Here is a 26,473-nt window from a genome sequence, read left to right on the forward strand (position 1 = left end):
CGTGGATTTACCGCTAACCGCCAAACACTTTACGCCAACCCTCAAAAATATGTTTAGACTTAACTTAAAAATTGCACTGCGTAACCTTTGGCGAAACAAGGTGAGCTCCTTTATTAACGTAATTGGCCTGGCCATTGGCTTGGCTGCCTGCCTAATGTTGCTCTTGTATGTTACTTACGAATGGAACTTTGATAAGCAGGCTAAAGAATCGGCTAACGTTTTTACCACCATGACCAATATTCCGGGAGATAACGGTAAGATTTCAGGAACTTTTGAAGGCTCAACTACTGCTTTCGGTCCGGTAATTAAACAAAGTTTGCCCGAACTTAAGTACATGGCGAGGATGGACTATGGGGGCAAGAATTTAATAGCGAACGGACAAAATGCCTTTAAGCGTCAATCTAAATTCGCCGAGCCTGATATCTTAAAAATGTACGATTATGAATTTATTTACGGCAATGCCAATACAGCTTTAAGTAATCCAAATTCTGTTATTTTAACTGAATCTACTGCTAAAGTACTGTTTGGAACTACTGATGTGTTGAATAAATCGGTGCGTTTTAAAGATCACTTCGATTTGAATATTACCGGAGTAATTAAAGACCAAGCCGACAACAGCTCAAACAAATTTGATTATTTAATGCCCTGGGCTTTTTATGAAACAATTGATCAAGGCGCTAAAGATCTCAACTGGAGAAATTATAGTTATGTGACGCTTGTGATGTTAAAAAATGGCGCAAATTTAGATTTGGTTAATCAAAAAATAATTCAGATAGAGAGAAAAAACAACATCGACAACCAGCAAACTCAAGTATTGTTTCCGTTGGCAAGCTTACATTTATATGGCAAGTTTGAGGGTGGCAAAAGTACTGGCGGTGCGATAGAGCAGATTTATCTGTTTGTTGCACTTGCTTTCGGCATCTTGTTGATCGCCTGTATCAATTTTATGAACATGGCTACAGCCAAATCAGAAAAACGAGCAAAAGAGGTTGGCATAAAAAAGACCATTGGTGCCAATAGAAGTTCGCTGATTCTACAGTTCTTAACCGAATCGATGATGCTGACATTTATTGCAGTGGTTTTCGCTGTTGCTATCCTCGAAATATTTTTGCCAACCTTTAACAATTTGCTGAATATAAAACTGGATATATCCTATTTCAATGGCAGCAGTTGGATCGGTATTTTAGGAATTGTTATCGCAACAGGTTTATTTTCAGGTAGCTATCCGGCATTTTATTTGTCGTCTTTCAATCCGATCCAAACGTTAAAAAGAAAAATTAAATCAAAGGGTTTCTTTACTGTTAGTTTGCGGCAGGTATTGGTGGTAGGACAGTTCTGTTTTGCCATTATCCTGATTATTTCCACGTTGGTGATTTACAAACAGATCCAGTATATTAAAAACAGACCTGTAGGTTTTGATGTGAACACCCTGGTAGAAATGCCACAGGATGGCGAACTGAAAACAAAATATGAGCTGCTGCGGTCGGGTTTGTTAAAATCAGGTGCGGTTACTTCGATGTTCCAATCATCAGTTAGCCTATCTCATCATGGTCGCAACTTTTCAGGTATCGAATGGGAAGGAATGTTAAAAGCGACAAATAACCAATTGTTTAACCAGGTAATTACCACTTACGATTTTATCAAAACAAATGGCATCAAATTAACTAAGGGAAGAGATTTTTCGGAAAAATTCGCTTCAGATACAAGTGCTGTAATGGTAAGTGCTTCGGCAGTAAAAATTTTTGACTATAAAAATCCGGTAGGCAAAACAATTACCATTTTTGGCGATAAATTTAACATCATAGGTGTTTTCGACGATTATGTTTGGGATTCGCCTTATAAATCGAATAACCCGATGGTGGTGTTTTTTGACAAGAAACAAACGGGAAACATTACGATGCGTCTAAATGAAAATAACAGCCTTCAAAGTAATATTGAAACCATCAGCAGGATTACAAAAGCTTTAAATCCGGCTTATCCATTAGAGATTAATTTTTTAAATAACGTTTATGCTGAAAAATACAATGCCGAAAAAACTTTGGGCATTCTTTCTAACCTTTTCGGCGGACTGGCCATTTTTGTTTCCTGTTTAGGCCTTTTTGGTCTCGTAGCTTATAGTGCTGAGCAAAGAACAAAAGAATTTGGGGTACGCAAGGTGTTGGGCGCCTCTTTACTTAATTTAATGCAATTGCTGTCGTTCTCTTTTGTAAAGATGATTGTGGTGTCCATCATTATCGCGATCCCTTTAAGTTACTTTTTAATGAATAAATGGCTGATGAAATTCGAATTTCACACCGAAATATCCTGGTGGATTATGCCGATAGCCGGGTTTGGTACTTTACTAATGGCATTGATTACGGTAAGTTTTCAGGCTTATAAAACTGCAAGAGCAAACCCTGTTGACGCACTTAAATACGAGTAATCCAGTTGGCAGTTTTCAGTTAACAATTTAACAATTAACCAGTTTAACAATTTATACAGTTAACCTATCATGTTTAGACTCAACTTAAAAATAGCCCTGCGTAACCTTTGGAAGAACAAAGGCTTTACTTTGATCAATGTTGGTGGATTGGCAATCGGCATGGCTTGTTGTTTGATGCTACTTTTGTACGTTAACTACGAATGGAGCTTCGATAAGCAATATAAAAATGCTGATAAGGTATATATTGCTGCATTAAATTTAAAGTTTAACGGCAAACTGGCTACTACCATGGCGGTTCCAAATAAACTAGCCAAAGCCGGCGCTTCAGAACTGCCGGGCATTAAAAGTGCAGCCCGCATGTCGATGAATAACGGAGAGAAGTTGTTCAGCCGAAATCAACATAATTTTAAACTTTCAGGGATGAATGTTGATCCCGATTTTTTAAAGATCCTCGATCACAAATTCATCTATGGAGATCCAAATACGGCTTTAAACGAACCGAATAACGTATTGATCAGCCAATCTACAGCTAAAAAACTATTTGGCGGGGAGAACCCGATCGGACAAAGCATTAAATATGATAACAGGATCAGTTTAAAAGTGACGGCCGTTATAGAAGACCTTCCCAAAAACCAGAGTATGCAATACGATGTGTTGCAACCATGGGCTTTTTTTGAACAGGAAAATCCTTCTGAAAAAGAAAATGCATGGGGCACCATTACCTGTTTAACTTTATTTCAGCTTAAAGATAATGCTTCTTTAGAGGCTACAAATGCGGCTCTAAAACATTTTATTATAGATAAAGAACCTGATTTAAAAGAAATGACTTATGAACCTTTTCTTTTTCCTTTGAGCAAACTTCACCTGTATGATGATTTTGATAATGGAAAAGTGGTTGGGGGTAAAATCGATCAGTTAAGGTTATTCGTTTTTCTGGCTATATGCGTGCTGTTTATCGCCTGCATCAATTATATGAACCTTTCTACAGCCAAATCTGAAAAACGGGCAAGAGAAGTAGGGGTGCGAAAAGCTTTAGGATCTACACGCAACACCATTATGGGGCAGTTTATGGTAGAATCATTCTTATTGTCGTTTTTAGCCATGTTGATCGCTTTCACGCTACTCGAGGTTTCATTGCCTTATTTTAACAACCTGCTCGATATTTCAATCAAAATTAATTATGGTGCAACCGGCTTTTGGGCGGTATTGCTTGCTATGATTTTGATTACCGGTCTGCTTGCCGGCAGTTATCCTGCATTTTACCTCTCCTCTTTTATCCCTGTAAAAGTACTTAAGGGATTTAAAGGCTCAACAGGTTCATTATCCATCCGTAAAATCCTGGTGGTGGTACAGTTTAGTCTTTCCATCTGCATGATTATTTCGGCAATTGTAATTTATAGCCAGATCCAGCACCTTAAAAATAAGCCTTTAGGTTTTGATGAAACGGCGTTAGCACAGATCGACCTGGAAGGGGAATGGACAAAACCCGAAAAACTCAAAACCTTTAAAAATGAGCTGGAAAGGGAAGGGGCTATTGTTGCCGGAACGGAATATGCTAACTCTTTTACCAATAGCGGTTCAATTACTGGCGATATTCAATGGCCCGGCAAACCTAAAAATGATGTCTCTATTATTAATTATAGAAGTACAGGTTTCGATTTTGCCAAAACAACTGGTGTAAAGATTCTTGCAGGGAGAGATTTTGATTCTAAATTTTCAGCTGATACGGCTACATCTCTGCTCCTCAATCAAAGTGCTGTTAAAATAATGGGGTTAAAAAATCCTGTGGGTACTGTTATCCATTGGGGCGATAACCCACCGCTTAAAGTGGTAGGAGTGGTGCAAGATTATTCTAACGAATCGCTTGCTTCTAAAATACAGCCTACAGTTTATTATTACAATGTTAAAACGAGTCGGGTTTTGCTACTTAAGCTCAATCCGAAACAATCGCTTTCAACTTCTATCGGAAAAATTAAATCGATAAGTCAGAATTTAAACCCAGCTTACCCTATAGAGGTGAAAATGGTTAGCCAGAGCATGGCCGAAAAACTTAGGAGCGAAAGGTTACTTAGTGTCCTTTCGAACATTTTTGGAGGATTTGCCATTTTTATCTCCTGCTTAGGTTTATTGGGTTTAGCACTTTACACCGCTGAACAGCGCAGCAAGGAAATCAGTATCCGTAAAGTATTGGGCGCCAATCTTTCTGATATCCTGGTTCTTTTGAACAAAGATTTTATGAAACTGGTAATCATTTCCAATGTGATCGCTATCCCGGTAGCCTATATTCTTGTTGCCAAATGGCTGGAAAAATATGATTATAAAATTACGATTAATCCATGGCCTTTTTTGCTTGCCCTTTTAACCTCTGTAATTATTGCCATTTTAACAGTAAGCCTGCAAACCTTTAAAGTGGCCAAAGCAAATGCTGTTGATGCACTTAAATATGAATAAAAGCTGAAAGCTAAAAGACTAAAGCGAATTGCTAGAGTCTTGATACCCGATACTAAATACTTGATACTAAAATATGTTCAAATTAAACTTAAAAATCGCATTGCGAAACCTTTGGAGAAATAGAGGTATTACTTCAATTAATGTTGGTGGTTTAGCCATTGCTTTGGCTGCTTTTATTTTAGTTGTGCTTTATTTTACTTACGAAACCAGCTTTGATAAAACCAATCCAAATTACAACAATATTTATGTAGTTGGACGGATTGAGCCTGATTTTAAAACGAATTACACTTCGCCGCCATTAGCCAAAGCCATTAAACAGAACTTCCCTGAAGTAGAAAATGCCGGGATTACCAAACGCGGTTTTTTCGAATTCACCATGAAGAATGGTAACAATACATTGTTTGCCAAAAACTTTATGCAAGCTGATTTCAATGCAGCTAAAATTCTCGATTTGAAACCTACAGGTGGATTAGAAAAACCTGCAGGTGTGGCTGACAGACTTTCTTATCTGAGTGAGGAAAACATGAAAGTGCTTTTTCCAAATAAAACAGATAACAAGCCTGAAATGGTAGGAATGGGACCAAGCAATTCGGGCATTACCAGTAAAATCAATGGTTCAATTGCAAATAATTTACATTCAAATATTACTTTCGACGGCATTTCAATCGGTAATGAAATAGGACAGGGAGAGAATTATGGATATAACAATTACACGACCTATATTCAGGTAAAACCTGGAACTGACGTCGCAAATCTGGAACAAAAAATTACAGACTTATACCGGAAAGAATTATTAAAAGGCGAAACTGACCAAAAAACAATAGAAGAAATAAAGGGTGTTTCAACATTTTTAGACCCGCTTGCAAACTTGCACCTCAGGCCAAAGGCCGGTAATGATGCGCCTTATAAAATACTAATTGCCCTTTTTGTACTTGGAATTCTGATCCTGGTCATTGCCTGTATAAATTTCACCAATCTAAGCATTGCTCAGGCCACAAAAAGGGCCAAAGAAGTCGGCGTAAAAAAAGTAATGGGTGCTTATCGTTTCCAGCTTACCACACAATTTCTTACCGAAATATTTATTCAATGTTTTGTTGCTACAATTCTTGCCTTAACAATAGCAGAATTAGCCCTGCCATATTTCAACAACCTTTTCCAGGTTAATTTATCCATCTGGAATATTGAAAATAACCTATTCTGGCAATTGCCTTTAATTTTATGCCTGATTACATTTGTCGCAGGCACTTATCCAGCCTTAGTATTGTCCGGTTTCAAACCTGCTTTAGTACTAAAAGGTAATTTTTCTACCAGTAAACAAAGCTCATGGCTGCGAAATGGCCTATTGATTTTTCAGTTTAGCATTGCGGTGATTTTTATAATCGGTTTGTTCATCATCAACGCACAATTGAAATATATGCGGACTCAGGATCTGGGTTTTACAGCAAATCAGGTTGTTTACATTAAAAACATAAGTCTTTTCCATAAACCTGAAAAATTTGCTCCGGTTAGAGATAAAATCTTAAAAATCCAGGGAATAAAATCAGTAACTGTAGCTACTGGTGTTCCTGATGGTAGCGAAAATGGAGGTAACGGTTATACAGTAAATGGTGTGCAGAAAAGCATTGATTTTGTCGATGTGGATTTTGATTACTTTGAAACACTTGATATTAAATTAAAAGAGGGGCGGTTTTTCTCAAAGTCATTCAGTACCGATACTACGAATTCTGTTGTGATAAATGAAAGTGCTGTTGCGAAATACGGAATTAAAAATCCAGTCGGACAAACAATAAGAGGCTGTAATATAGATTATAAGATTGTAGGGGTAGCAAAAGATTTTAAAGCACAAGGATTTGAAAGTGCCGTTCAGCCTACTATTTATGCAATTAAAAATCCTTGCGGAAATTCAAAAACGAAAATCATGGTTAAAATTGAGGAAAATAGAATGGCCGATGCTTTGGCTGCTTTGAAAGCACAATGGCCACAAATAAATCCTCAGGACGGCGAAGATTTTCGATATGAATTTTTAGATGAACTTTACGGCAAACTTTTCAAAAAACAGGAACAGTTACAATCGGTGTTTTTTGCAGCCGCATTGCTCACCATCTTCATTGCTATTTTAGGTTTGTTTGCCTTTGCAAAATACATCACCAACGGACGCATCAAAGAGATCGCAGTGCGAAAAATTTTGGGTGCAAGTGATATTCAAATTTTCAAATTAATTAATAGTTCATTTTTTATCATGGTACTCGTAGCTAACGTAATTTCCTGGCCGGTAGCTTATATCCTAACTAAAAAATGGCTCGAAACTTTTGCCTACCGGATTGATTTACCTGTGCTGCCCTTTGTTAGTAGCGCAACAATTACCATTTTATTAGCTGTAATAACCGTAAGCATTCAGGCGAAAAAAGCGGTTAAAGCAAACCCTGTTGATGCGTTGAAATACGAATAATAGCTGAAAACTTAAAGATCAAAGACTGAGGTAACTTGCTGGTGTCTTGATACCTGATACTAAATACTTGATACTACGAAAATGTTCAAACTTAACCTAAAAATTGCCTGGCGAAACCTCTGGAAAAACAAAGGTTATACGTTTATTAATGTTCTAGGCTTATCAATCGGGATGGCCAGTTGTATTTTGATCTTTATTTTTATCCGTTATCAAATGAGTTTTGATGAGGGATTTAAAAATGAGAACAGGATCTTCAGAGTTGTTACCAACTGGAAATACAATTCTTATGAAGACTTTTCCGCAGGTGTTCCAATACCTTTTTCTGCCGCCGCCAGAAATGAGATCGCAGGATTTGAAAAAGTTGGAACCATTTTAAAAAGGGGTGGTGTTATCAGCGTAAAAGATGCAGCTGGTAAAGAGAAACTTAAGTCACGAGAAGCTGTTTATTATACCCAGCCTGATTTTTTTGATGTTTTTAGTGATATAAAATGGATTTATAGTGCTCCGGAATTGGCATTGTCAAAACCAAATTCAGCTGTTTTATCAGAAAAATACGCGATTAAATTTTTTGGTAGCGTAAAAAGTGCTATCGGCAAAACCATAACTGTGGGAGATAAAACCAATTTGCTGGTTGCCGGAATAATTGAAGACCAGCCACAAAACAGTAGTTTTCCGCTTGGTGTTATAATTAGCTACGAAACCTATGCCGGCAGATTTAACGAGAACTGGGACTCTGTAAATTCAAGCACTTCGAGTTATGTATTATTAAAAGATGGACTAACAGCCAAAGATGTTCAGGCATCATTAACCAGGTTTAATCAAAAATATTATCCGATTCAGAAAATAACGGGTAATCAAACAAATAAGCTTCAGCCATTAAGAGATATACATTTTAGTGAGAAATACGACAACTTTGCAGATTCATCGATTAATAAAAGTGAACTCTATGGACTTGCTGTAATTGGCTTATTTCTCATCATCACAGCCTGTATAAATTTCATTAATTTAACCACGGCACAATCAGTTAACCGCTCAAAAGAAGTTGGCGTTCGTAAGGTGATGGGCAGTAAAAGAAAACAACTTGTAAGCCAGTTCCTGACAGAAACTTTCGCCGTGAGTCTGGTTGCCTTGCTCATCGCCTGTGTTATCACTGAACTGGCTATTCCGCCGATGCAGAATTTGTTTAAAGGCAGGATCGAATTCAGCCTGTTCGCTCATCCGGTAATATTCATTTTTATGGCCATTCTTGTTGCGTTTGTGAGTTTTCTGGCAGGTTTTTATCCGGCAATAATTATTTCGAAGTTTAATCCTGCGCTTGCCATCAAAAACAAAATTTCGCTCAATAACGGAGGTTTAAGTCTCCGGAAAATTCTGGTTGTGGTTCAGTTTTCAATAACCGTTATATTGATTATCGGAACTTTAGTAATCATTAGGCAAATGCAATATGTTCAGGAAAAATCCTTAGGATTTAATCCGAACGCTGTAGCGATGGTTGGCATACCGACTGATAGTTTAAGCAAAATCAAATACAATACTTTTAAGGAAAGAATACTTAGAATTCCGGGGGTAAAAGAAATGAGTTTTTGTCAGTCGGCCCCATTATCAAGCAATATTAATTCCAGTGATTTTACCTATAACGGAATAAAAAATGAGGATTTTGAATTGAGAAACATGCGTGCCGATGAAAATTTCTTCAAAGTTTTTGATTTGAAATTGATAGCTGGAAAAATCTTTCGTAAGAGTGATACGGCGAATGCTTGTGTCGTAAACGAAACTTTTTTGAAGAAGATGCACATCCTTAATCCGCAGGATGCGATTGGAAAAGTGATTCGTGCGAGTGGAAACACCGTTCCAATATCTGGTGTGGTGAAAGATTTTAACGACCAGTCTTTAAAAGAACGTATTTCCGGATTAGCAATTTTTCCTGGTAATGATCAATATTGGAATGTTGCGATAAAAATGGATGCTGAAAAATTGGTTTCTTCAATGAAAGAAATTGAAGCGGTTTGGAAAGAAAGTTTTCCCAATGGGATTTTCGATTCGGGTTTTGTAAATGAAAGTATAAATAGCTATTATGAAAGTGAGCAAATCATGGGAACATTATTTAAGGTTTTCGCAGGCGTGATCATCTTCATTTCCTTCATTGGTTTATTTGGATTAATTTCTTTTGTCGCTACACAACGAACCAAAGAAGTTGCCATTAGAAAAGTATTAGGCGCATCAACCATCGAATTGGTAAAAATGCTGAACGGTTCATTCCTGATTATGGTTTTTATCGCAAATCTTGCGGCATGGCCACTTGCATATTTATTCGTTTCAAAATGGCTCTCGGGCTTTGTCTATCGGGTTGATATCAGTGTCTGGCCATTTGCTTTGGCAATGGTAATATCAATGGCAATAACACTGATAACAGTAAGCATCCGCTCATATAAAGCGGCTGTCGCCAATACAATTAATGCACTTAAATATGAATAAAGCCGAAAGCTAAAAGACCAAAGCTGAAAGACTAAAGCGAGAACCAGTCTTGATACTCGATACTAAATACTTGATACTGAATTACCTGATACTAAATACTTGATACTACGAAAATGTTCAGACTCAACTTAAAAATCGCACTGCGTAGTCTATTTAGAAACAAAGTTTATGCAGCCATAAACATTGGTGGTTTGGCTATTGGTTTAACCTCTTGCTTACTACTGTTATTATATGCCGGTTATGAGTGGGGTTATGACCGGCAATTCAAAAACTCACCGCATATTTATCAGGCGATGATTAATTTAAATGACCAGAAAGGAGAGGTGATCAGAACAATAAACCAATCTCAGAATGTGATGTTGGCTGCACTTAAAGAAGAATTTTCTGAGGTATTATACGGGGCCAGAATTACCGATGTTTATAAAAGATTGGTGGCCAATGGACAAGAAAGTTTAAAATTAGATAGCAGGTACGTCGATCCCGATTTTTTAAAATTATTTGATTATCATTTTATCAGTGGAAATCCTACAAAGGCATTAAATGATCCCAATTCTATTGTTTTAACTGAAACAGCAGCAAAACGGATATTCGGTACAACAGATGTGCTTAATCAAAAAGTACGATTTGAAAATCAGGTTGACTTAAAAGTTACAGGTGTAATAAAAGACCTTCCTACCAATATTACCTATGGTTTCGAATCGTTAACCACATTTACTTTATATGAAAATTTAAACCAGTGGCCAAAAAAACCAAATTGGGGTAGTCATGATTATTACACTTTAATAAAATTAAATGAAAATACAGATATAGAAGCCTTTAATATAAAGTTAAAGGGTTTTGTAGGCAAACACTTTGCTGCTGCCAAAGAAGATGTATTTATTTATCCTTTAATAAAATTACACTTATATGGAACATTTTTAAATGGTAAAAGCATTGGGGGCAATATCAGGCAGGTGCAGCTGTTTGTTGGTTTAGCGATAGGCATCCTCCTTATTGCCTGTATTAATTTTATGAATTTGGCAACCGCCAGCACACAAGGCAGAGCAAAAGAAATTGGCGTCAAAAAAACTATGGGTGCATCCAGATCAAATCTGGTTTTTCAGTTTATGTTGGAATCATTCATTTTAACCTTAATAGGCATTCTGTTAAGCATTATTCTACTCGAATTCAGTTTGCCAATGTTTAACCGGCTATTAGGGATTGAAATTGTGTTTGATTACCTCAATCCAACCAATTGGATATTGATTTTTAGTGTTTTGGTTATAACCGGCTTCATATCAGGAAGCTATCCTTCATTTTACCTTTCTGGTTTTAACGTGATACAATCACTCAAAAAATCCTTAAATTTTAAAAAAGGATATGCCTTAACTTTCAGGCAGGTTTTGGTTGTCATACAATTTGGCTTTTCGGTGGTATTAATTGTGGCAACCATAACCATTTATAAACAAATCCAGTTTATTAAAAACATGCCTTTAGGTTACAGATCAAATGGACTGCTGGAAGTAGCTCACGAAGGATTGTTGTATGAAAAATTCAACCTGTTAAAAACAAGATTACTATCCAGTGGCGCTGTTGTAGGCGTAACACAATCATCTGGCAGTATTTCTAACAAAAACAGCAGTGTAAGAGGTCTGGGCTGGGTTGGGATGTCCGAAAGTGATAAAATGATCGATTTTGATCAGATCTACACCACTTATGATTTTACTAAAACGGTAAAAATCAGGTTGTTGGCAGGAAGGGATTTTGATCGGAAATTTGCTTCAGATACAGCGGCAATACTTTTGAGCAAAAAAGCGGTTGAAGTAATGCACCTGAAACGTCCGGTTGGTACCAGCATTGTATACCAGGGAACAAAAAGAAATGTGGTAGGGGTTTTTGATGATATTGTTTGGGATAACCCAAGTAAAGTTGCCGCACCTATGGTTATTGCTTATGCAGATATCAGTGATGTAATTACCATGCGCCTAAATCCCGACAAAAGTTTAAGTGAAAGCACTAGCATTATTAATAAGCTGGTAAAAGAATTAAACCCAAATTTCCCTGTCGAAATTAAATTTATCGATGGTTTAAACGAAATTAAACTAAAAAATGAAAAGATTTTGGGCACTTTGGCAAATCTTTTTGGATGTTTGGCCATTTTCATATCTTGTTTAGGTTTGTTCGGTCTTTCATCTTTTAGTACAGCGCAAAGAATAAAAGAAGTAAGTATCCGTAAAATCTTAGGCGCTTCAATTACAGAGTTGATGACTTTACTTTCTTTAAGTTTTTTAAAATTAATATTTATTGCAATCGTAATTGCACTGCCTGTTGCCTATTATATTATGAATAACTGGTTAATGCATTTCGAACTCAGAACAAGCTTAAATTTGTGGGTGTTTATGGCAACAGCAACACTCACACTGGTAATTTCAATTTTAACAATTACCTGGCAAACCTATCGCGCCGCAAAAACAAATGCAGTTGATGCTTTAAAATACGAATAACACCTGCGGATAGCGTTTGGCGTTCAGCGTGGATTTCTCGCTAACCGCCAACCGCTTTGCGCTCAACCTTAAAAATATGATACAATTAACCAACATCGAAAAATACTACGCAAACAAAGGCGTTAAAAATTATGTACTCCGTTTGGTAACCACAACCATTAAACAGGGAGAATTTGTTTCCATTATGGGGCCATCAGGTGCCGGGAAATCTACCCTGCTCAACATCATTGGCATGCTCGAAGAACCTACCTACGGTACTTACGAATTTTTGGGAGAAGATGTAACTTCACTTAACGAACGTAAACGCATTGAACTTTACCGCAATCACATCGGTTTTGTATTTCAGGCTTACCATTTAATTGACGAGATGACGGTGTACGAAAACATTGAAGCCCCTTTATTGTACAAAAAAATTGGTAGTTCTGAACGTGCCAGTAGGATTGCAGATCTTTTAGACCGTTTTAATATCGTGGCCAAAAAAGATCTGTTTCCTAACCAGCTTTCTGGCGGACAACAGCAATTGGTTGGCATTGCAAGGGCACTAGCTGCTCAACCATCAATTATCCTGGCTGATGAGCCAACCGGCAACTTGCAATCTGCACAGGCAGAAGAAATTATGACGCTGTTTAAAAAGTTAAATCAGGAAGATGGGATTACCATTATCCAGGTTACCCATTCAGAAAAAAATGCGCAGTATGGAAACAGGATTTTGCACATTGCCGATGGAGTGGTGAAGGAAGACTTAGCCGTATTAAGTTAGGCCAACATTAAAATATTAAGGGTAAATACAGCTTTGGAATTTAATAATTTCTATCTGTGTTTACCCTTTTTATCTGTGGTTAAATTAACTTTGCTTCATGCAAAAATCTTTTACCGATCAAATGGGCAGGGAAATTTCTATTAATTTCCCACCCAAACGGATTATCTCTTTGGTACCCTCACAAACAGAATTATTATTTGATTTAGGGTTGGACCAGGAAATTATCGGATTGACAAAGTTTTGTATCCATCCGATAGAAAAATTTGCAGAACGGACCAAGGTGGGCGGTACAAAAAAGCTGAATATCGATTTGATTAAAGATTTGCAACCCGATCTCATTATCGGTAATAAGGAGGAAAATACACAAAGCGATATAGAAGAATTAGCCGCATATTTTCCTGTATGGATGAGTGATATCTTTACTTTGGATGATGCCATGAAAACCATTGCACAGATAGGGGAGCTGGTAAACCGGCAGCCGGAAGCGAGTTACCTTAATCATTTAATATCGGCAGGTTTTAACGATTTAAAAACACTTGCCCTCCAAAATCATATTGATAAAAAGGTAGCCTATCTCATCTGGCGTAAGCCGTACATGGCCGCAGGAAAAAATACATTTATTGACGATGTTCTGCTGATTAATGGTATGACGAATGTGATTAAAGAGGATCGTTATCCTGCAGTAACGTTGGAAAAACTGAAAACCACAAATTGTGAACTTATTTTACTCTCATCAGAGCCTTATCCATTTGGAGAAAAACATATAGAAGAAATCAGGGAGACAATTCCTAATGCCAAAATTATGTTGGTTGATGGTGAGATGTTTAGCTGGTATGGAAGCAGGTTGGTTAAAGCCGTTCAGTATTTTTTCGAATTCCAAAAACAACTTTATTAATCATCCCGTTTTAATTTTTGTAAATTGTAGTATAAAATTAAATCAACCTATTTAAAAAATCATGAAAAGAATATTAGTATTATCCCTATTTGTTGCCGCAATATCTGGTTGTAGTGCGATGAAAGAAGGAAACCACACAGGTTCTGTTACTGCAAGCGGAACTATTGAAAAACTTGGGGTGAGCACCTTTCAATACGGTACACATTTATTAAAAGCCGACAATAAAACCTATGCTTTAAAAAGTGGTTCGATCAATCTTGATACTTATTTAGATAAAAAAGTTACGATTAAAGGAAAAAAGGTTGCTGGTTATCCTGTTGACGGTGGGCCGGAACTGATTGATGTAACGCTGGTGAAATTTTAGGTAAGATGGAATGCGAGAGGGATAGCGGGTTGAGTTTACTGCGTCTCACAGACCATCTCTGATCAAACTTTTATAAGTTATAAAAATTTGATTTTTCAATTTAGTTTCTATCTTTGCAATCCTTAAAACATCCTAACTGCGGAAGTGGCGTAATTGGTAGCCGCACCAGACTTAGGATCTGGCGCTTCACGGCGTGGGGGTTCGAGTCCCTTCTTCCGCACAAAAAGATAAACCGTTCCGATTTAAAAATCAGAGCGGTTTTTTATTGGCCTTAGCCCGTTAATCTTATGATGAGCGTTGCCACTCAGTTATTTTAACCAAAGATGTACACAGATAAACACAGATGGTATATTTTTTATCTGCCGTCAGTTATGTTACGCCTGCCTTTTATGCTTGAGGCTAAATTATGCTTCTTTTCCGTCCCAGAGGAGAATGTCATTATATTAAGGTTTTTAACCACAGATATATATAGATGGTATATTTTTTATCTGCCGTCAGTTATGTTTACGCCTGCCTTTTATGCTGGAGGCTAAATTATGTTTTATTCCCGTCCCAGAGGGACGTCTCATGGGTAGCCAATTGCAAATTGGCGTTTTCGTTCTGTAGGAACGTTTGGTGTTTTAAACATTAATCGCACTACCGGCTCTGCCATCTAAACCTGATCGAAGTGGTTCCGATTTTTCATCGGAAAGAACGGAGAGCAGGACTGCATTATCCTAAATGCCACCAGACCTGCTTTCCAAAAAGAATAAAGGCTTAAACAATGCCTATGTTTTATTCAGCAATCCCCTGCTTTAACCTACACAGTCTTCCGTGGTATGTGCCTCCTTACGCCATCGCAAAAGCGCCCGGCAAACCATCTGGATAAATTTTTCTCCTTAAAAACTAATTAGTTAGCCTTTTTTGATCAAAATAATCAATAAAATATCTTCAATGCCTTTTGATTATTCAATCTTGTTTCTATATTTGCAGTCCTTACAACATCCTAACTGCGGAAGTGGCGTAATTGGTAGCCGCACCAGACTTAGGATCTGGCGCTTCACGGCGTGGGGGTTCGAGTCCCTTCTTCCGCACAACAAGATAAAGGCCGTTCCGATTTAAACATCGGAACGGTTTTGTTTTTAAAAACATTGATTAATAAAAATTGATGTGCTGTGCCGGTTGTGGCGATATATGGTTTCTTCTTAAATCTCATATCTCATATCTCCCGTCTAACTGTACATCTTACTATATCTCAGAAAAAATGAATATTACACAGGAAAAAACCGGCAACTTAAATGCTGTTGTAAAAATCAAGATTGCACCTGCTGATTACACTGGAAAAGTAGAGAAAGCCATTAAAGATCAAGCTAAAAAAGCACAATTACCTGGTTTCCGTAAAGGAATGGTTCCTGCTGCCCATATTAAAAAAATGTATGGCAAAAGTATCCTGGTAGAAGAGGTTAACAACTTGTTAAACGATACCTTATCTAACTATATCGCTGAGCAAAAATTAGAAATTTTAGGTCAGCCACTTCCTAAAATGGACGATGAGCGTGAATTTAAATGGGACAATACAGATGATTTCGAATTTGATTATGAGTTAGGTTTAGCGCCGGCTTTTGATGTAAACCTTTCGTCTAAAGATAAATTTACAGAATACGTAATTAAAGCTGATCAGGAAACTTTAGAAAGCCGTATCAAAAATATCCGCCGTAGTTATGGTAAAATGACTAATCCGGAGGTTTCGGCTGATGATGATGTCCTTTACGCCGAATTAACTCAGGTAGCTGAAGATGGTGCCGTTGTTGAAGGTGGTATTACCAGTAATGCGAGTGTTCGTTTAGATCAAATTAAAGATAAAAAAATCCTTAAATCGCTTATCGGTTTAAAGAAAGATGACGAAGTTACCATCGATATTCAAAAAGCATTTGATGATGCTGCTGTAATTGCAAAAGCTTTAAATATTTCAGAAGAAGAGGCTACCGCTTTAAAAGCAAATTTCAAACTTCACGTTAAAAATGTTAACCGTTTAGAAGAGTCTGACTTAAACCAGGAGTTTTTTGATAAATTATTTGGTGAAGGTACTGTAACTGACGAAGCTGGTTTCAGGGCTAAAATTACTGAAGAAGTAGAAAGTATGTTTAAACAAGATGCTGAACGTAAATTATCAAACGATATTTATGAAGCACTTTTAACTAAACATACTTTTGAATTGCCTGATGAATTTTTACGTCGCTGGTTAAAAGCTACAAACGAAAAATTAACCGACGAAGAATTAGCTGAAGGTTATGATGATTTCGCTAAAAACCTTAAATGGACTTTAATCGAAAACAAAATCATTAAAGATAACAGCATTGAAATTAAATATGAAGATGTAGTTCAGGCGGCTAAAGCTAAATTGGATGCACAGTTCAGAATGTACAGCCCAAGCCCACTTCCTGAAGATCAACTGGCTCAATATGCTGTTCAGTTTTTACAGGAAAAAGAAAATGCAAACCGTGTTTTCGAAGAAGTGAAAGCATTAAAAACTTTCGAACAAATCAAATCTGTTGTTACTTTAGAGCAAAAAGATATTGATTACGATAAGTTTCTGGCGTTAGTGGAGAAAAAATAAAAGCGGTTGGCGTGTGGCGCTAAGCGTTTAGCATAGTGCCTAAGCTGTTTTGGAAATTATTGTGCCATTGCTATATTTAGGTATGGCTCAATTTAAATATCAATCGCTCGAAGTTTGGCAGTTATCAATCGCGTTAACTGATAAATTACTAGATATAGCTGACCGATTGTCAGTTGATAAAAAATATAAATTTGCAGAGCAGCTCAATGGGGCTGCTCTTAGCATATCCAATAATATCGCCGAGGGGTCAGGTTCGGTTTCCAATAAGGAATTCGCTCATTATCTGAATATTGCACATCGTTCTACGTTTGAGAATGCAAATATTTTAGTAGTTTTAGAACGGAGAAAATATATTTCTGACACAGAGTTGAATGATTATCTGGAAGAATTAGATAAATTGGCACGGAAATTAACCAACTTCAGAAAATATTTATTAAAGTAACCAGCGTTTTTGGAGGGTTTAACGCTCACCGCAAAACGCCAAACTCTATAATCATGAACATAGATTCACAAGAATTCAGGAAATTTGCCGTTAAACATCAGGGAATTGGCGGTTTACACGTAGATAAATTTATTGCTCAGGCTAATTTGGATCCTAAGAGCATGACACCATATATTATTGAAGAACGCCAGCTTAACGTAGCACAGATGGATGTTTTCTCAAGATTAATGATGGACCGCATTATCTTTTTAGGTGATGCCATTTATGATCAGAATGCCAATATTATCCAGGCGCAGTTGTTGTTTTTGCAATCTGCAGATGCTGATAGAGACATTCAGATTTATATTAACTCACCAGGTGGTTCAGTTTACGCAGGTTTAGGTATTTATGATACCATGCAGTATATCCAGCCTGATGTAGCAACCATCTGTACCGGTATGGCTGCATCAATGGGAGCCGTTTTATTGGTGGCAGGTGCAAAAGGTAAACGTGCTGCATTGCCTCACTCAAGAGTAATGATCCACCAGCCATCAGGAGGTGCACAAGGTGTGGCGTCTGACATGGAGATCAACCTGAGAGAAATGTTGAAATTGAAAAAAGAATTATACGATATTATTTCAGAGCACTCTGGCCAAACTTATGATTGGGTAGAGAAAGCTTCAGATCGCGATTACTGGATGACTGCCGATGAGGCAAAAGGTTTTGGTATGGTTGATGAAGTATTATCAAGAAACGCAAAGAAAGATGGCGAAACAAAATAAAGAATCCCGTTGCTCGTTCTGCCATTCTGGCAAGCATGAAACTTTAATGCTGATTGAAGGCATGGATGCATTTATCTGTGATAAATGTGTTACCCAGGCCAATCAGTTGCTTGCTCAGGAATTAGGAACCAAAGGGACTAAAAATATTCAAGAGGCGATAAATTTATTAAAGCCTCTTGAAATTAAACAACACCTTGATCAATATGTAATTGGTCAGGATGATGCTAAAAAGGTGCTTTCTGTTGCTGTTTACAATCACTACAAACGTTTAAATCAAAAAGTTGATAAAGACGAGATTGAGATTGAAAAATCGAATATCATGTTGGTGGGTGAAACCGGAACAGGTAAAACGCTTTTGGCTAAAACCATTGCTAAAATTTTGCATGTGCCTTTCTGTATCTGCGATGCAACTGTTTTAACAGAAGCTGGTTATGTAGGCGAAGATGTAGAGAGTATCTTAACGCGTTTGCTTCAGGCTGCTGATTATGATGTAACGGCTGCTGAACGTGGTATTGTTTACATCGATGAGGTAGATAAGGTAGCACGTAAAAGCGATAATCCATCCATTACCCGTGATGTATCAGGTGAAGGTGTTCAACAGGCCTTATTGAAGATTTTAGAAGGTACGGTAGTTAACGTTCCACCTCAGGGCGGACGTAAACACCCGGATCAGAAAATGATCCCGGTAAATACGAATAACATTCTATTTATCTGTGGTGGGGCATTTGATGGTATCGAACGTAAAATTGCCAATCGTTTACGCACGCAGGCTGTAGGTTATAAAGTAAAGAAAGATGAGACAGTTTTAGATCTTAAAAATCTTTATAAGTATATTACACCTCAGGATTTAAAATCTTTTGGATTAATTCCGGAATTAATTGGTCGTATACCAGTTCTTTCTCACTTAAATCCATTGGATAAAGAATCTTTAAGAAACATTTTAACAGCACCTAAAAACTCATTGATCAAGCAGTATGTGAAGCTTTTTGCTTACGAAGACGTGAAGCTTACTTTTGATGAGGATGTTTTAAATTTTATTGTAGATAAAGCAATGGAATATAAACTGGGTGCACGTGGTTTAAGATCGATCTGTGAAGCGATTATGTTGGATGCGATGTTTGATACACCAACGCAGACGGATGTCAGGGAACTGCACATCAATCTCGATTACGCGATAGAGAAATTTGAAAAGGCCGATTTTAAAAAGCTTCAGGCCGCTTAAAAAATCAAATCCTTCCCGTAATTCGGGAGGGATTTTTTGTAATATAGTATTGTTAACGCTATGCGCCATGCGCCAGGCTCTAAACCAAAAAGTATGAACGAAGAAAAAGATGTAAAAAAAAACGAGGAAATTGTAGAAAAATCTAAAAGAGTAAAAGAAGTAGAAAGTCCTGTTAAATCTGGATTAAAATCCAAAGATGAAATTGTTAAAAACTGGTTGCCACGTTATACTGGCAGGACCTTAGATCAATTTGGCGATTATATCCTGTTAACTAATTTCAGTAAATATGTAAGCATGTTTTCGGAGTGGAACGATAATGCGCCGATTATGGGTTTAGATAAGCCTATGCAAAGCGTTACCGCAAACGGCATTACGATTATTAACTTTGGTATGGGAAGTCCGCTGGCAGCAACCATGATGGACTTATTAACGGCCATTAAACCTAAAGCAGTTTTGTTTTTGGGTAAATGTGGCGGTTTGAAAAAGAAAAATCAATTGGGCGATTTAATCCTGCCGATTGCAGCAATCAGGGGGGAAGGTACTTCGAACGATTACCTGCCGGCAGAAGTGCCTGCTTTACCAGCCTTTGCGCTGCAGAAAGCGATTTCTACTACTATACGTGATCATGGTAGAGATTACTGGACGGGAACCTGTTACACTACAAACCGCAGGGTTTGGGAGCACGACAAAGAGTTTAAGAAATACTTGAAAACTTTAAGGGCGATGGCTGTAGATATGGAAACGGCAACGATTTTTACCACGGCCTTTGCGAATAAAATCCCGGCTGGTGCATTGCTTTTGGTTTCCGATCAACCTATGATTCCTGAGGGAGTTAAAACGGCAGAAAGTGATAGCACTGTGACCGAAAAATATGTAGAAACGCATTTGCGCATTGGTATTGATTCGTTAAAACAATTGATCAATAATGGATTAACGGTTAAACACCTGTTGTTTTAGTGTGTATTTAGTGTGTAATTAAGCTGACCACAAAGACTCAAAGCTCGCCAAGAATTTTCTTAGTGTGTTTAGTGTCTTGGTGGTAATTGGCCTATTTAAGCTTTAAAACCTGGCAAGTAGCCATGCGTCACCAGATCATCTTCATTATCGATGTTGTAATTACATTTGTTGTGCAACAGTACAATACGGTCAGAAACATCTAAAATAGACTTGTAGTAATGATCAGTAATAATAAAGCCTTTATCTGCTTTTGCTTTATTAATATGCTTTTTTAACTCTTCTATCCATAAAGGCGATAATTGCGAAAACGGCTCATCAAGAAGTATGTATTCCATATCGCTATAAATCATTAGTAAACATTCCATAAACCTTCGTTCTCCGCCAGATAGATTATAAAATCTGGTATTTAAATTACTGGCAACAAATTCAATTTGCTTTAATTCTGCATGTCCGCGTTTGCAAAAAGTATTAATGGCCTGCAAAATAGAAATCTTGCCTGGGATAAAGTTATCTTGAGGCAGATAGGACAGGTTTTTAGATAGGTAACCTTTTTCGTATACTTTGTTGTTTATATTAAGGTACTTGAAGTTCGCTTTGACGCTTCCAAAAATGATTTTTAATAAGGTTGATTTACCTGATCCATTCCTGCCCAATAAACCAACTACTTCGCCAATTTTACAGTTTAAGTAAACACTGCTTAATACTTCCCGGTCTGCAAAAGATTGGTTAACACTGTCGATAGAAAGTCCCTGCATGTTGATGATACAATTAAAATTCCGATAAAAACTATTAAATCATATAAAACCAGGTTTGTCATGATTTTTTTGAATCCTATGCCCTGATTTTTGAAATAATATGTAGTAGATTGATAAAACATAAAGTAGATGGCTATTGAAAATAACCAGCCAATAAATTTTATGAATAGGGCAAAGCTGTAAATCCCTGGCTCCTTAAAGCCATTTAAAATGAAAAATATCGATGTGAGTAAGCTAACCAATACATTCCATAAAAAAATGGGCTTGTATACAGTTAAGGATTTTTTGAGTAAACCAATCGACATGATTTAAAGATATAAAATCATAACGATAAATTTAGTTTTGCGTTTTAGTAATGGCCTCTTAACGATTGTATTTCTAAAATAATAATTTCGTTTTCAGATAAAATTTCATAGACTAATCTATGTTCTCTATTTATTCTTCTAGACCAAGAGCCTGCAAGATTATGCTTTAATGGCTCTGGTTTACCAATTCCAGCGAAGGGATTTAATTCAATTGCTTCTATCAAAGCTGATATTTTCTTTTGGATTAATTTATTTCCAGATTTTCGCCAATATTCTAGATCTTCAATTGCCTGTGGAGTATAAATTATTTCCACAGATCTGATGTTTTGATTTTAATTCCTTTTCCATCCTTAATGTCTTTTCTACCTTGCAATATCTTTTCTACAAATTCCGGATCATAAGGTGAATCTTCAGCTTTTCTAAAACTTACTTTCATTAGCTTTAATACTGCTTCGACAGCTGTTAGTTGCTCTGTATTTTTTGTTTCTACAATTAGTGTTGCCATATACAAATTTAACTATTATTTTTTAACCTGAGTTAAAAGTTGCTGTTAAACAAAAAAAGACCAGCCTTAGCTGATCTTTTAATACTGTATAAATCTAATCTCTTATCCTAAATAAGATTTTAAGATTTTGCTTCTTGAAGTATGACGTAAGCGTTGTAAAGCTTTATCTTTAATCTGACGAACACGCTCGCGTGTTAAGTTAAATTTCTCACCAATTTCCTCTAACGAAAGTGGGTGGTTAGAACCTAAGCCGAAGAATAAAACGATAATTTCTCTTTCTCTTTCAGTTAAAGTAGATAAAGAACGTTTAATCTCTTCAGATAAAGATTCGTTGATCAATGAACTATCCGTATTTGGCTCATGGTTTTCCAATACATCCAATAATGTATTTTCTTCACCTTGAACAAAAGGGGCATCCATAGATACGTGACGACCAGAGTTACTTAAAGTATCTGAGATTTTATCTACAGTTGTCTCTAAAATATCTGCTAATTCTTCCGGAGAAGGCTCACGTTCGTATTCCTGCTCTAGCTTAGAGAAAGCTTTACTAATTTTGCTTAAAGAACCTACCTGGTTTAAAGGCAAACGCACAATACGGCTTTGCTCGGCAATCGCCTGCAAAATAGATTGACGGATCCACCAAACTGCATAAGAAATGAACTTGAAACCTTTAGTTTCATCAAAACGTTTTGCTGCTTTAATTAAACCTAAGTTACCCTCATTGATTAAGTCTCCTAAAGTTAAACCCTGATTTTGATATTGTTTTGCAACAGACACAACGAAACGTAAGTTGGTTTTAGTTAAGCGCTCTAATGCGGCCTGATCGCCCTCACGGATTTTCCTTGCTAAAATTACTTCCTCTTCTGCTGTTATTAAATCTACTTTACCAATTTCGTGTAGGTATTTATCTAACGACTGACTTTCACGGTTGGTTATGGATTGCGTTATCTTGAGTTGTCTCATTTATACGTTTTGTGTGCTCTTTAATTATTGAAGTGTGCAAAGTTACGAAATTGTATGGCAATCCGAAAGGATAAAATGCTGAAAATGTTACCGTTTGCACATGTTTTTTACACTTTTACTTACAACAAAAATCATTCCAATAAAGTTTTTGACATATTTTCACCACCACAAGGGATTATAGCTGTATTTCGATTATTATTTATTGTAAATCAATAAATATATTTTGATTTGTAATAATTAATTTTTTATGTTTGTCTGGTAAATAATTAAATAAATATGACGTTTCTTAAATTTCTATTTCTCAGGTTAAAAAATGTGCCTGTCAATTATTGGGTGATTTTGGCCCTAAGATTTTTTGTCAGATTACTCGGCGTAATAACTGTGTTTTACTTTTTGGTCTGCCTGGATTCTGAAAGAGCGAATGGGACAAAGTATCTTTATAACTTAATTTCTACAGTTTTTTATGCACTATTTTTTGTGTTTTTAGAATGGTATTTAAAAGCTTCATTAAAAAATGATCAAAAGAATGAGGTGCTTAAATGGCTTAATATTTTAAAATGGGTTCCACTTTGTCTTACAGTAATTTTAGTATGTTTAACGGCGAAACTCAACTCCTTTATCTGGCCAAAAGAAACTGTTGAATATATAATTTATTCTTACACCCGGGTGTGGCCAATGGTTTTTATCCCAAATTTAAGTTTTATCATTATCACCCTGCTAATTTTTTATGCTTCAGCGATACTCGTTAGGAATAAGCAGCTAAAAGAGGAAAACGATTTAACGATATAACTATGAATAAACTTCTTAGAATTTTTAGGTATGCCGGATTTAGCCTGATTTTTATAGGACTGGTTTCTATAGCAAATCATTTAATTAATGCTGTTGATAATTACAACGCCGGACAGCTTTCGATTAACCTAACTGAAAATAGTGTTGTACAGCAAGTAAAAACCATTGGGGCAGCCAAGTTTACCAATAGTCATTTTGGCACTTATGCATTTAAACCGACTTTAAAGCAGGCCATTATTTTATCAGACAAGGGACTTGACGGCATTGGAGCCTATACTGCTTTTTACCTTATTATTGGAAGTGTGATTCTGTTTATAGCTTATACCAGACCAAAATGGCTTGAAAATATTACTGAAAATAGATTATGGCAATTGGTGGGAATAGGGGGGATTTTATTTTTTGCTTTAAAATTTCTGTTTTTTTTCCTGATGAAGGGTTATGTGGAGGATTTGACTGGTAAAGCATTTACATATCAGACTATGGATGCCGGAAATATCAATTTAGGTGTAATCTCGATCATTGCCATATTCAGTATTATTTATGAGTTGCTCTCGTACTCAAGGAAACTTAAACAAGAAAACGATTTAACCATTTAATATGAAAACGCAGAATCAAATTAAACTGATTAAAATAGGTTATCTGGCAACACTTTTAATCGTAGTACTGTTTTCGCTTAAAGATGCATCTAAGAGCTTTGAAGAAGGATATACAGATGCTGGCAAAGGCGGTCTGTTGGGTCTGATAGAGGGTTTATTTATATTGATTATTATGTTCTTTAGCTCAAGAGTATTGGTTTATCTCTATCGTTTTATTAATTCGATAGAGATGGGCAGTGTTTTTAGTGCCGAAAATACAGGACGGCTTACGCGTATGGGATGGTATTGCACTATGATTCCATTTCTGCTGTTTATTTACAATGCTATGGTTTATGCAAATCAATTAAATAATCGCCAGGATGTAGTATTTAAGATAATTGAAAATGTTGATTTTCAGATCTGGCTGTTGATTTTTGGTTTGACTCTTTTAACAATAGCATTTGTATTTAGAAAAGGAATTGAGTTGCAACAAGAAAACGATTTAACAATATAAGCCCATGCCTATAATTATAAATTTAGATGTAATGTTGGCCAGGCGTAAAATGTCGTTAACCGAATTAAGTGAACGGGTAGGGATTACGATGTCTAATTTATCGATATTAAAAACCGGTAAGGCGAAAGCAATCCGTTTAGAGACTTTGGAGTCTATCTGTGCAGTTTTAGATTGCCAGCCGGGCGATATCCTTGAATTTAGAGGAGAGTAAAACCTGCGAGGTTTGATCAAACCAAGGACCACAAACCTTTCTTATTAAACCTGATAGAGCGGAAAGCCCACAGCGCAGCGAGGACTTGAAGAGATAGCAGGACTGTCGTCTGCCATCAGCACTGAACCTTAAATTTCCAGAAAAAATGACCACCTAAGGCACTTTAGTACATTTAGGTCAAATTGCTATTAGATTTAGATCTATCGGGTTTTCTGACAATGATAGTTTAAGGAATACCCCGTCCTGCGGACACCCCTCTAAAAGAGGGGAATAAAAAAACCTTCCAGTTTTCACTGAAAGGTTTATGCGATATGATTAATGCTTTAGTCTTTTTTGCTTTAAGCTTATTACGCTTGTTCAGCCAATACTTTAGTTACTAAATCAGCAGCTTCTTTTAAAGCGATTGCTGAGTAAACCTGTAAGCCAGACTCATCGATTAATTTTTTAGCTTCTTCAGCATTTGTACCTTGTAAACGGCAGATAATTGGCACAGGGATATTACCAATTTCTTTATAAGCATCAATTACACCCTGAGCAACACGGTCGCAACGAACGATACCACCGAAAATGTTGATCAAAATTGCTTTAACGTTTGGATCTTTCAAAATAATGTTGAAAGCTGCTTTAACTGTTTGCGCATTTGCAGTTCCACCAACGTCTAGAAAGTTAGCAGGTTCACCACCAGCCAATTTAATAATATCCATGGTTGCCATTGCCAAACCAGCACCGTTAACCATACAACCTACGTTACCATCAAGGTTAACGAAGTTTAAGTTACTAGCACTTGCTTCAACTTCCATTGGATCTTCTTCTGTTACATCGCGCATTGCTGCGTAATCAGGGTGACGGAATAATGCGTTTTCGTCTAAATTAACTTTAGCATCAACAGCAATTACTTTGTCATCAGAAGTTTTTAATACCGGGTTAATTTCGAACATTGAAGAATCTGTAGCTTCGTAAGCTTTGTATAAAGCAGTTACAAATTTAACCATTTCTTTATGTGCGGCTCCGCTAACACCTAAGTTGAATGCTATTTTACGGGCCTGGAAACCTTGTAAGCCAACTTTAGGATCAATTTCTTCTTTAAAGATTAAGTGTGGAGTATGTTCAGCAACTTCTTCGATATCCATACCACCTTCGGTACTGTACATGATGATATTGCGACCTTTTGCACGATCTAATAATACAGAGATGTAAAATTCTTTGGTTTCAGAAGCACCTGGATAATAAACATCCTGAGCCACTAAAATTTTACTCACTAATTTACCTTCTGGGCCGGTTTGAGGAGTAACTAGTTGCATACCAATAATATCGGTTGCACGTTGTTTAACTTCTTCAAGGTTTTTGGCTAATTTAACACCACCACCTTTACCGCGGCCACCAGCGTGGATTTGCGCTTTAATTACAACCCAGTCAGAATTGTAATCTATTTTAAGTTGCTTAGCAGCCTCAACAGCTTGCTCAGGAGTATCGGCAACTATTCCTTCTTGAACGTTAACACCGAAACTTTTTAATATTTGTTTACCCTGGTATTCGTGAATATTCATTTGCTACAAAATTTGCCCAAAGCTACAATTTC

The 26,473-nt window shown here is 36.7% G+C and carries 21 protein-coding genes and 2 tRNA genes; 18 read left to right on the plus strand and 5 right to left on the minus strand.

Translation table 11 applies throughout. The features are described from left to right. The first annotated feature begins 49 nt into the window (after positions 1-49). The 15 genes from BCL90_RS04125 (at position 50) to BCL90_RS04195 (ending at position 20,277) form a co-directional block, all read left to right on the plus strand. A complete protein-coding gene (locus BCL90_RS04125) occupies positions 50-2,422 on the plus strand; it encodes an ABC transporter permease (protein WP_121282749.1) in 2,373 nt (790 codons plus the stop codon). Between the two features lie 69 nt (positions 2,423-2,491). Next, positions 2,492-4,873 carry an ABC transporter permease gene (locus BCL90_RS04130; protein ID WP_121282750.1) on the plus strand — a complete coding sequence of 794 codons (2,382 nt, stop codon included), beginning with the start codon at positions 2,492-2,494 and terminating at the stop codon, positions 4,871-4,873. Positions 4,874-4,946: 73 nt separating this feature from the next. Further along, positions 4,947-7,322 (plus strand): ABC transporter permease, encoded by a 2,376-nt coding sequence (locus BCL90_RS04135; protein WP_121282751.1) that lies wholly within the window; start codon positions 4,947-4,949, stop codon positions 7,320-7,322. An 81-nt stretch (positions 7,323-7,403) separates the two neighbouring features. Beyond that, a complete protein-coding gene (locus BCL90_RS04140) occupies positions 7,404-9,797 on the plus strand; it encodes an ABC transporter permease (RefSeq protein ID WP_121282752.1) in 2,394 nt (797 codons plus the stop codon). 113 nt (positions 9,798-9,910) lie between these two features. Then, positions 9,911-12,280: an ABC transporter permease gene (locus BCL90_RS04145; protein WP_121282753.1), complete on the plus strand. Its 2,370-nt coding sequence runs from the start codon at positions 9,911-9,913 to the stop codon at positions 12,278-12,280. 76 nt (positions 12,281-12,356) lie between these two features. Then, complete coding sequence (locus BCL90_RS04150) at positions 12,357-13,040, plus strand: ABC transporter ATP-binding protein (protein WP_121282754.1); 684 nt, start codon at positions 12,357-12,359, stop codon at positions 13,038-13,040. A gap of 97 nt (positions 13,041-13,137) precedes the next feature. Beyond that, a complete protein-coding gene (locus tag BCL90_RS04155; RefSeq protein WP_121282755.1) occupies positions 13,138-13,935 on the plus strand; it encodes a helical backbone metal receptor in 798 nt (265 codons plus the stop codon). A gap of 61 nt (positions 13,936-13,996) precedes the next feature. Further along, positions 13,997-14,299, plus strand: coding sequence for a hypothetical protein (locus tag BCL90_RS04160; protein WP_134380562.1), 303 nt, complete (start codon positions 13,997-13,999; stop codon positions 14,297-14,299). Positions 14,300-14,437: 138 nt separating this feature from the next. Next, positions 14,438-14,519: transfer RNA gene (locus BCL90_RS04165), tRNA-Leu, on the plus strand. 771 nt (positions 14,520-15,290) lie between these two features. Beyond that, positions 15,291-15,372, plus strand: a tRNA-Leu gene (locus BCL90_RS04170). A 170-nt stretch (positions 15,373-15,542) separates the two neighbouring features. Then, positions 15,543-16,895 (plus strand): trigger factor, encoded by a 1,353-nt coding sequence (gene tig / locus BCL90_RS04175; RefSeq protein WP_121282757.1) that lies wholly within the window; start codon positions 15,543-15,545, stop codon positions 16,893-16,895. 49 nt (positions 16,896-16,944) lie between these two features. Next, the gene (locus BCL90_RS04180) at positions 16,945-17,337 is read left to right on the plus strand and encodes a four helix bundle protein (RefSeq protein ID WP_208529841.1); all 393 of its coding nucleotides are present in this window, start codon (positions 16,945-16,947) and stop codon (positions 17,335-17,337) included. Between the two features lie 53 nt (positions 17,338-17,390). Continuing rightward, complete coding sequence (gene clpP, locus BCL90_RS04185; protein WP_025142954.1) at positions 17,391-18,098, plus strand: ATP-dependent Clp endopeptidase proteolytic subunit ClpP; 708 nt, start codon at positions 17,391-17,393, stop codon at positions 18,096-18,098. After that, entirely contained in the window at positions 18,082-19,320 is a 1,239-nt protein-coding gene (gene clpX, locus BCL90_RS04190) for an ATP-dependent Clp protease ATP-binding subunit ClpX (protein ID WP_121283445.1), read from the plus strand. The genes clpP and clpX overlap by 17 nt, the downstream gene beginning before the upstream one ends. A gap of 93 nt (positions 19,321-19,413) precedes the next feature. After that, the gene (locus tag BCL90_RS04195) at positions 19,414-20,277 is read left to right on the plus strand and encodes an AMP nucleosidase (protein WP_208529842.1); all 864 of its coding nucleotides are present in this window, start codon (positions 19,414-19,416) and stop codon (positions 20,275-20,277) included. 95 nt (positions 20,278-20,372) lie between these two features. Here BCL90_RS04195 and BCL90_RS04200 read toward each other — a convergent pair whose 3' ends face one another. The 4 genes from BCL90_RS04200 to BCL90_RS04215 all read right to left on the minus strand — a co-directional run bounded on the left by BCL90_RS04200 (position 20,373) and on the right by BCL90_RS04215 (position 22,805). Beyond that, the gene (locus BCL90_RS04200; protein ID WP_121282759.1) at positions 20,373-21,032 is read right to left on the minus strand and encodes an ATP-binding cassette domain-containing protein; all 660 of its coding nucleotides are present in this window, start codon (positions 21,030-21,032) and stop codon (positions 20,373-20,375) included. A 349-nt stretch (positions 21,033-21,381) separates the two neighbouring features. Continuing rightward, positions 21,382-21,651 carry a Txe/YoeB family addiction module toxin gene (locus tag BCL90_RS04205; RefSeq protein ID WP_121282760.1) on the minus strand — a complete coding sequence of 90 codons (270 nt, stop codon included), beginning with the start codon at positions 21,649-21,651 and terminating at the stop codon, positions 21,382-21,384. Next, positions 21,642-21,842: a DUF2683 family protein gene (locus BCL90_RS04210; RefSeq protein WP_121282761.1), complete on the minus strand. Its 201-nt coding sequence runs from the start codon at positions 21,840-21,842 to the stop codon at positions 21,642-21,644. Before BCL90_RS04210 ends, BCL90_RS04205 begins: the two co-directional genes overlap by 10 nt. A 102-nt stretch (positions 21,843-21,944) precedes the next feature. Beyond that, complete coding sequence (locus BCL90_RS04215) at positions 21,945-22,805, minus strand: sigma-70 family RNA polymerase sigma factor (RefSeq protein ID WP_010601359.1); 861 nt, start codon at positions 22,803-22,805, stop codon at positions 21,945-21,947. Between the two features lie 791 nt (positions 22,806-23,596). On the opposite strand from BCL90_RS04215, the gene BCL90_RS04225 reads away from it, so the two are divergent. The 3 genes from BCL90_RS04225 to BCL90_RS04235 are packed head-to-tail and all read left to right on the plus strand — an operon-like array spanning position 23,597 to position 24,894. After that, positions 23,597-24,190, plus strand: a complete 594-nt coding sequence (locus BCL90_RS04225; protein WP_121282763.1) for a hypothetical protein — start codon at positions 23,597-23,599, stop codon at positions 24,188-24,190. Position 24,191: 1 nt separating this feature from the next. Further along, positions 24,192-24,683 (plus strand): DUF2975 domain-containing protein, encoded by a 492-nt coding sequence (locus BCL90_RS04230; protein WP_121282764.1) that lies wholly within the window; start codon positions 24,192-24,194, stop codon positions 24,681-24,683. A gap of 4 nt (positions 24,684-24,687) precedes the next feature. Next, a complete protein-coding gene (locus BCL90_RS04235; RefSeq protein ID WP_121282765.1) occupies positions 24,688-24,894 on the plus strand; it encodes a helix-turn-helix domain-containing protein in 207 nt (68 codons plus the stop codon). 347 nt (positions 24,895-25,241) lie between these two features. On the opposite strand, the gene sucC is transcribed toward BCL90_RS04235, so the two are convergent. Beyond that, entirely contained in the window at positions 25,242-26,441 is a 1,200-nt protein-coding gene (gene sucC / locus BCL90_RS04240) for an ADP-forming succinate--CoA ligase subunit beta (protein WP_121282766.1), read from the minus strand. Positions 26,442-26,473 lie beyond the last annotated feature (32 nt).

This window comes from Pedobacter alluvionis (genome assembly GCF_003664035.1).
GTDB classification, from domain to species: Bacteria; Bacteroidota; Bacteroidia; order Sphingobacteriales; family Sphingobacteriaceae; genus Pedobacter; species Pedobacter alluvionis.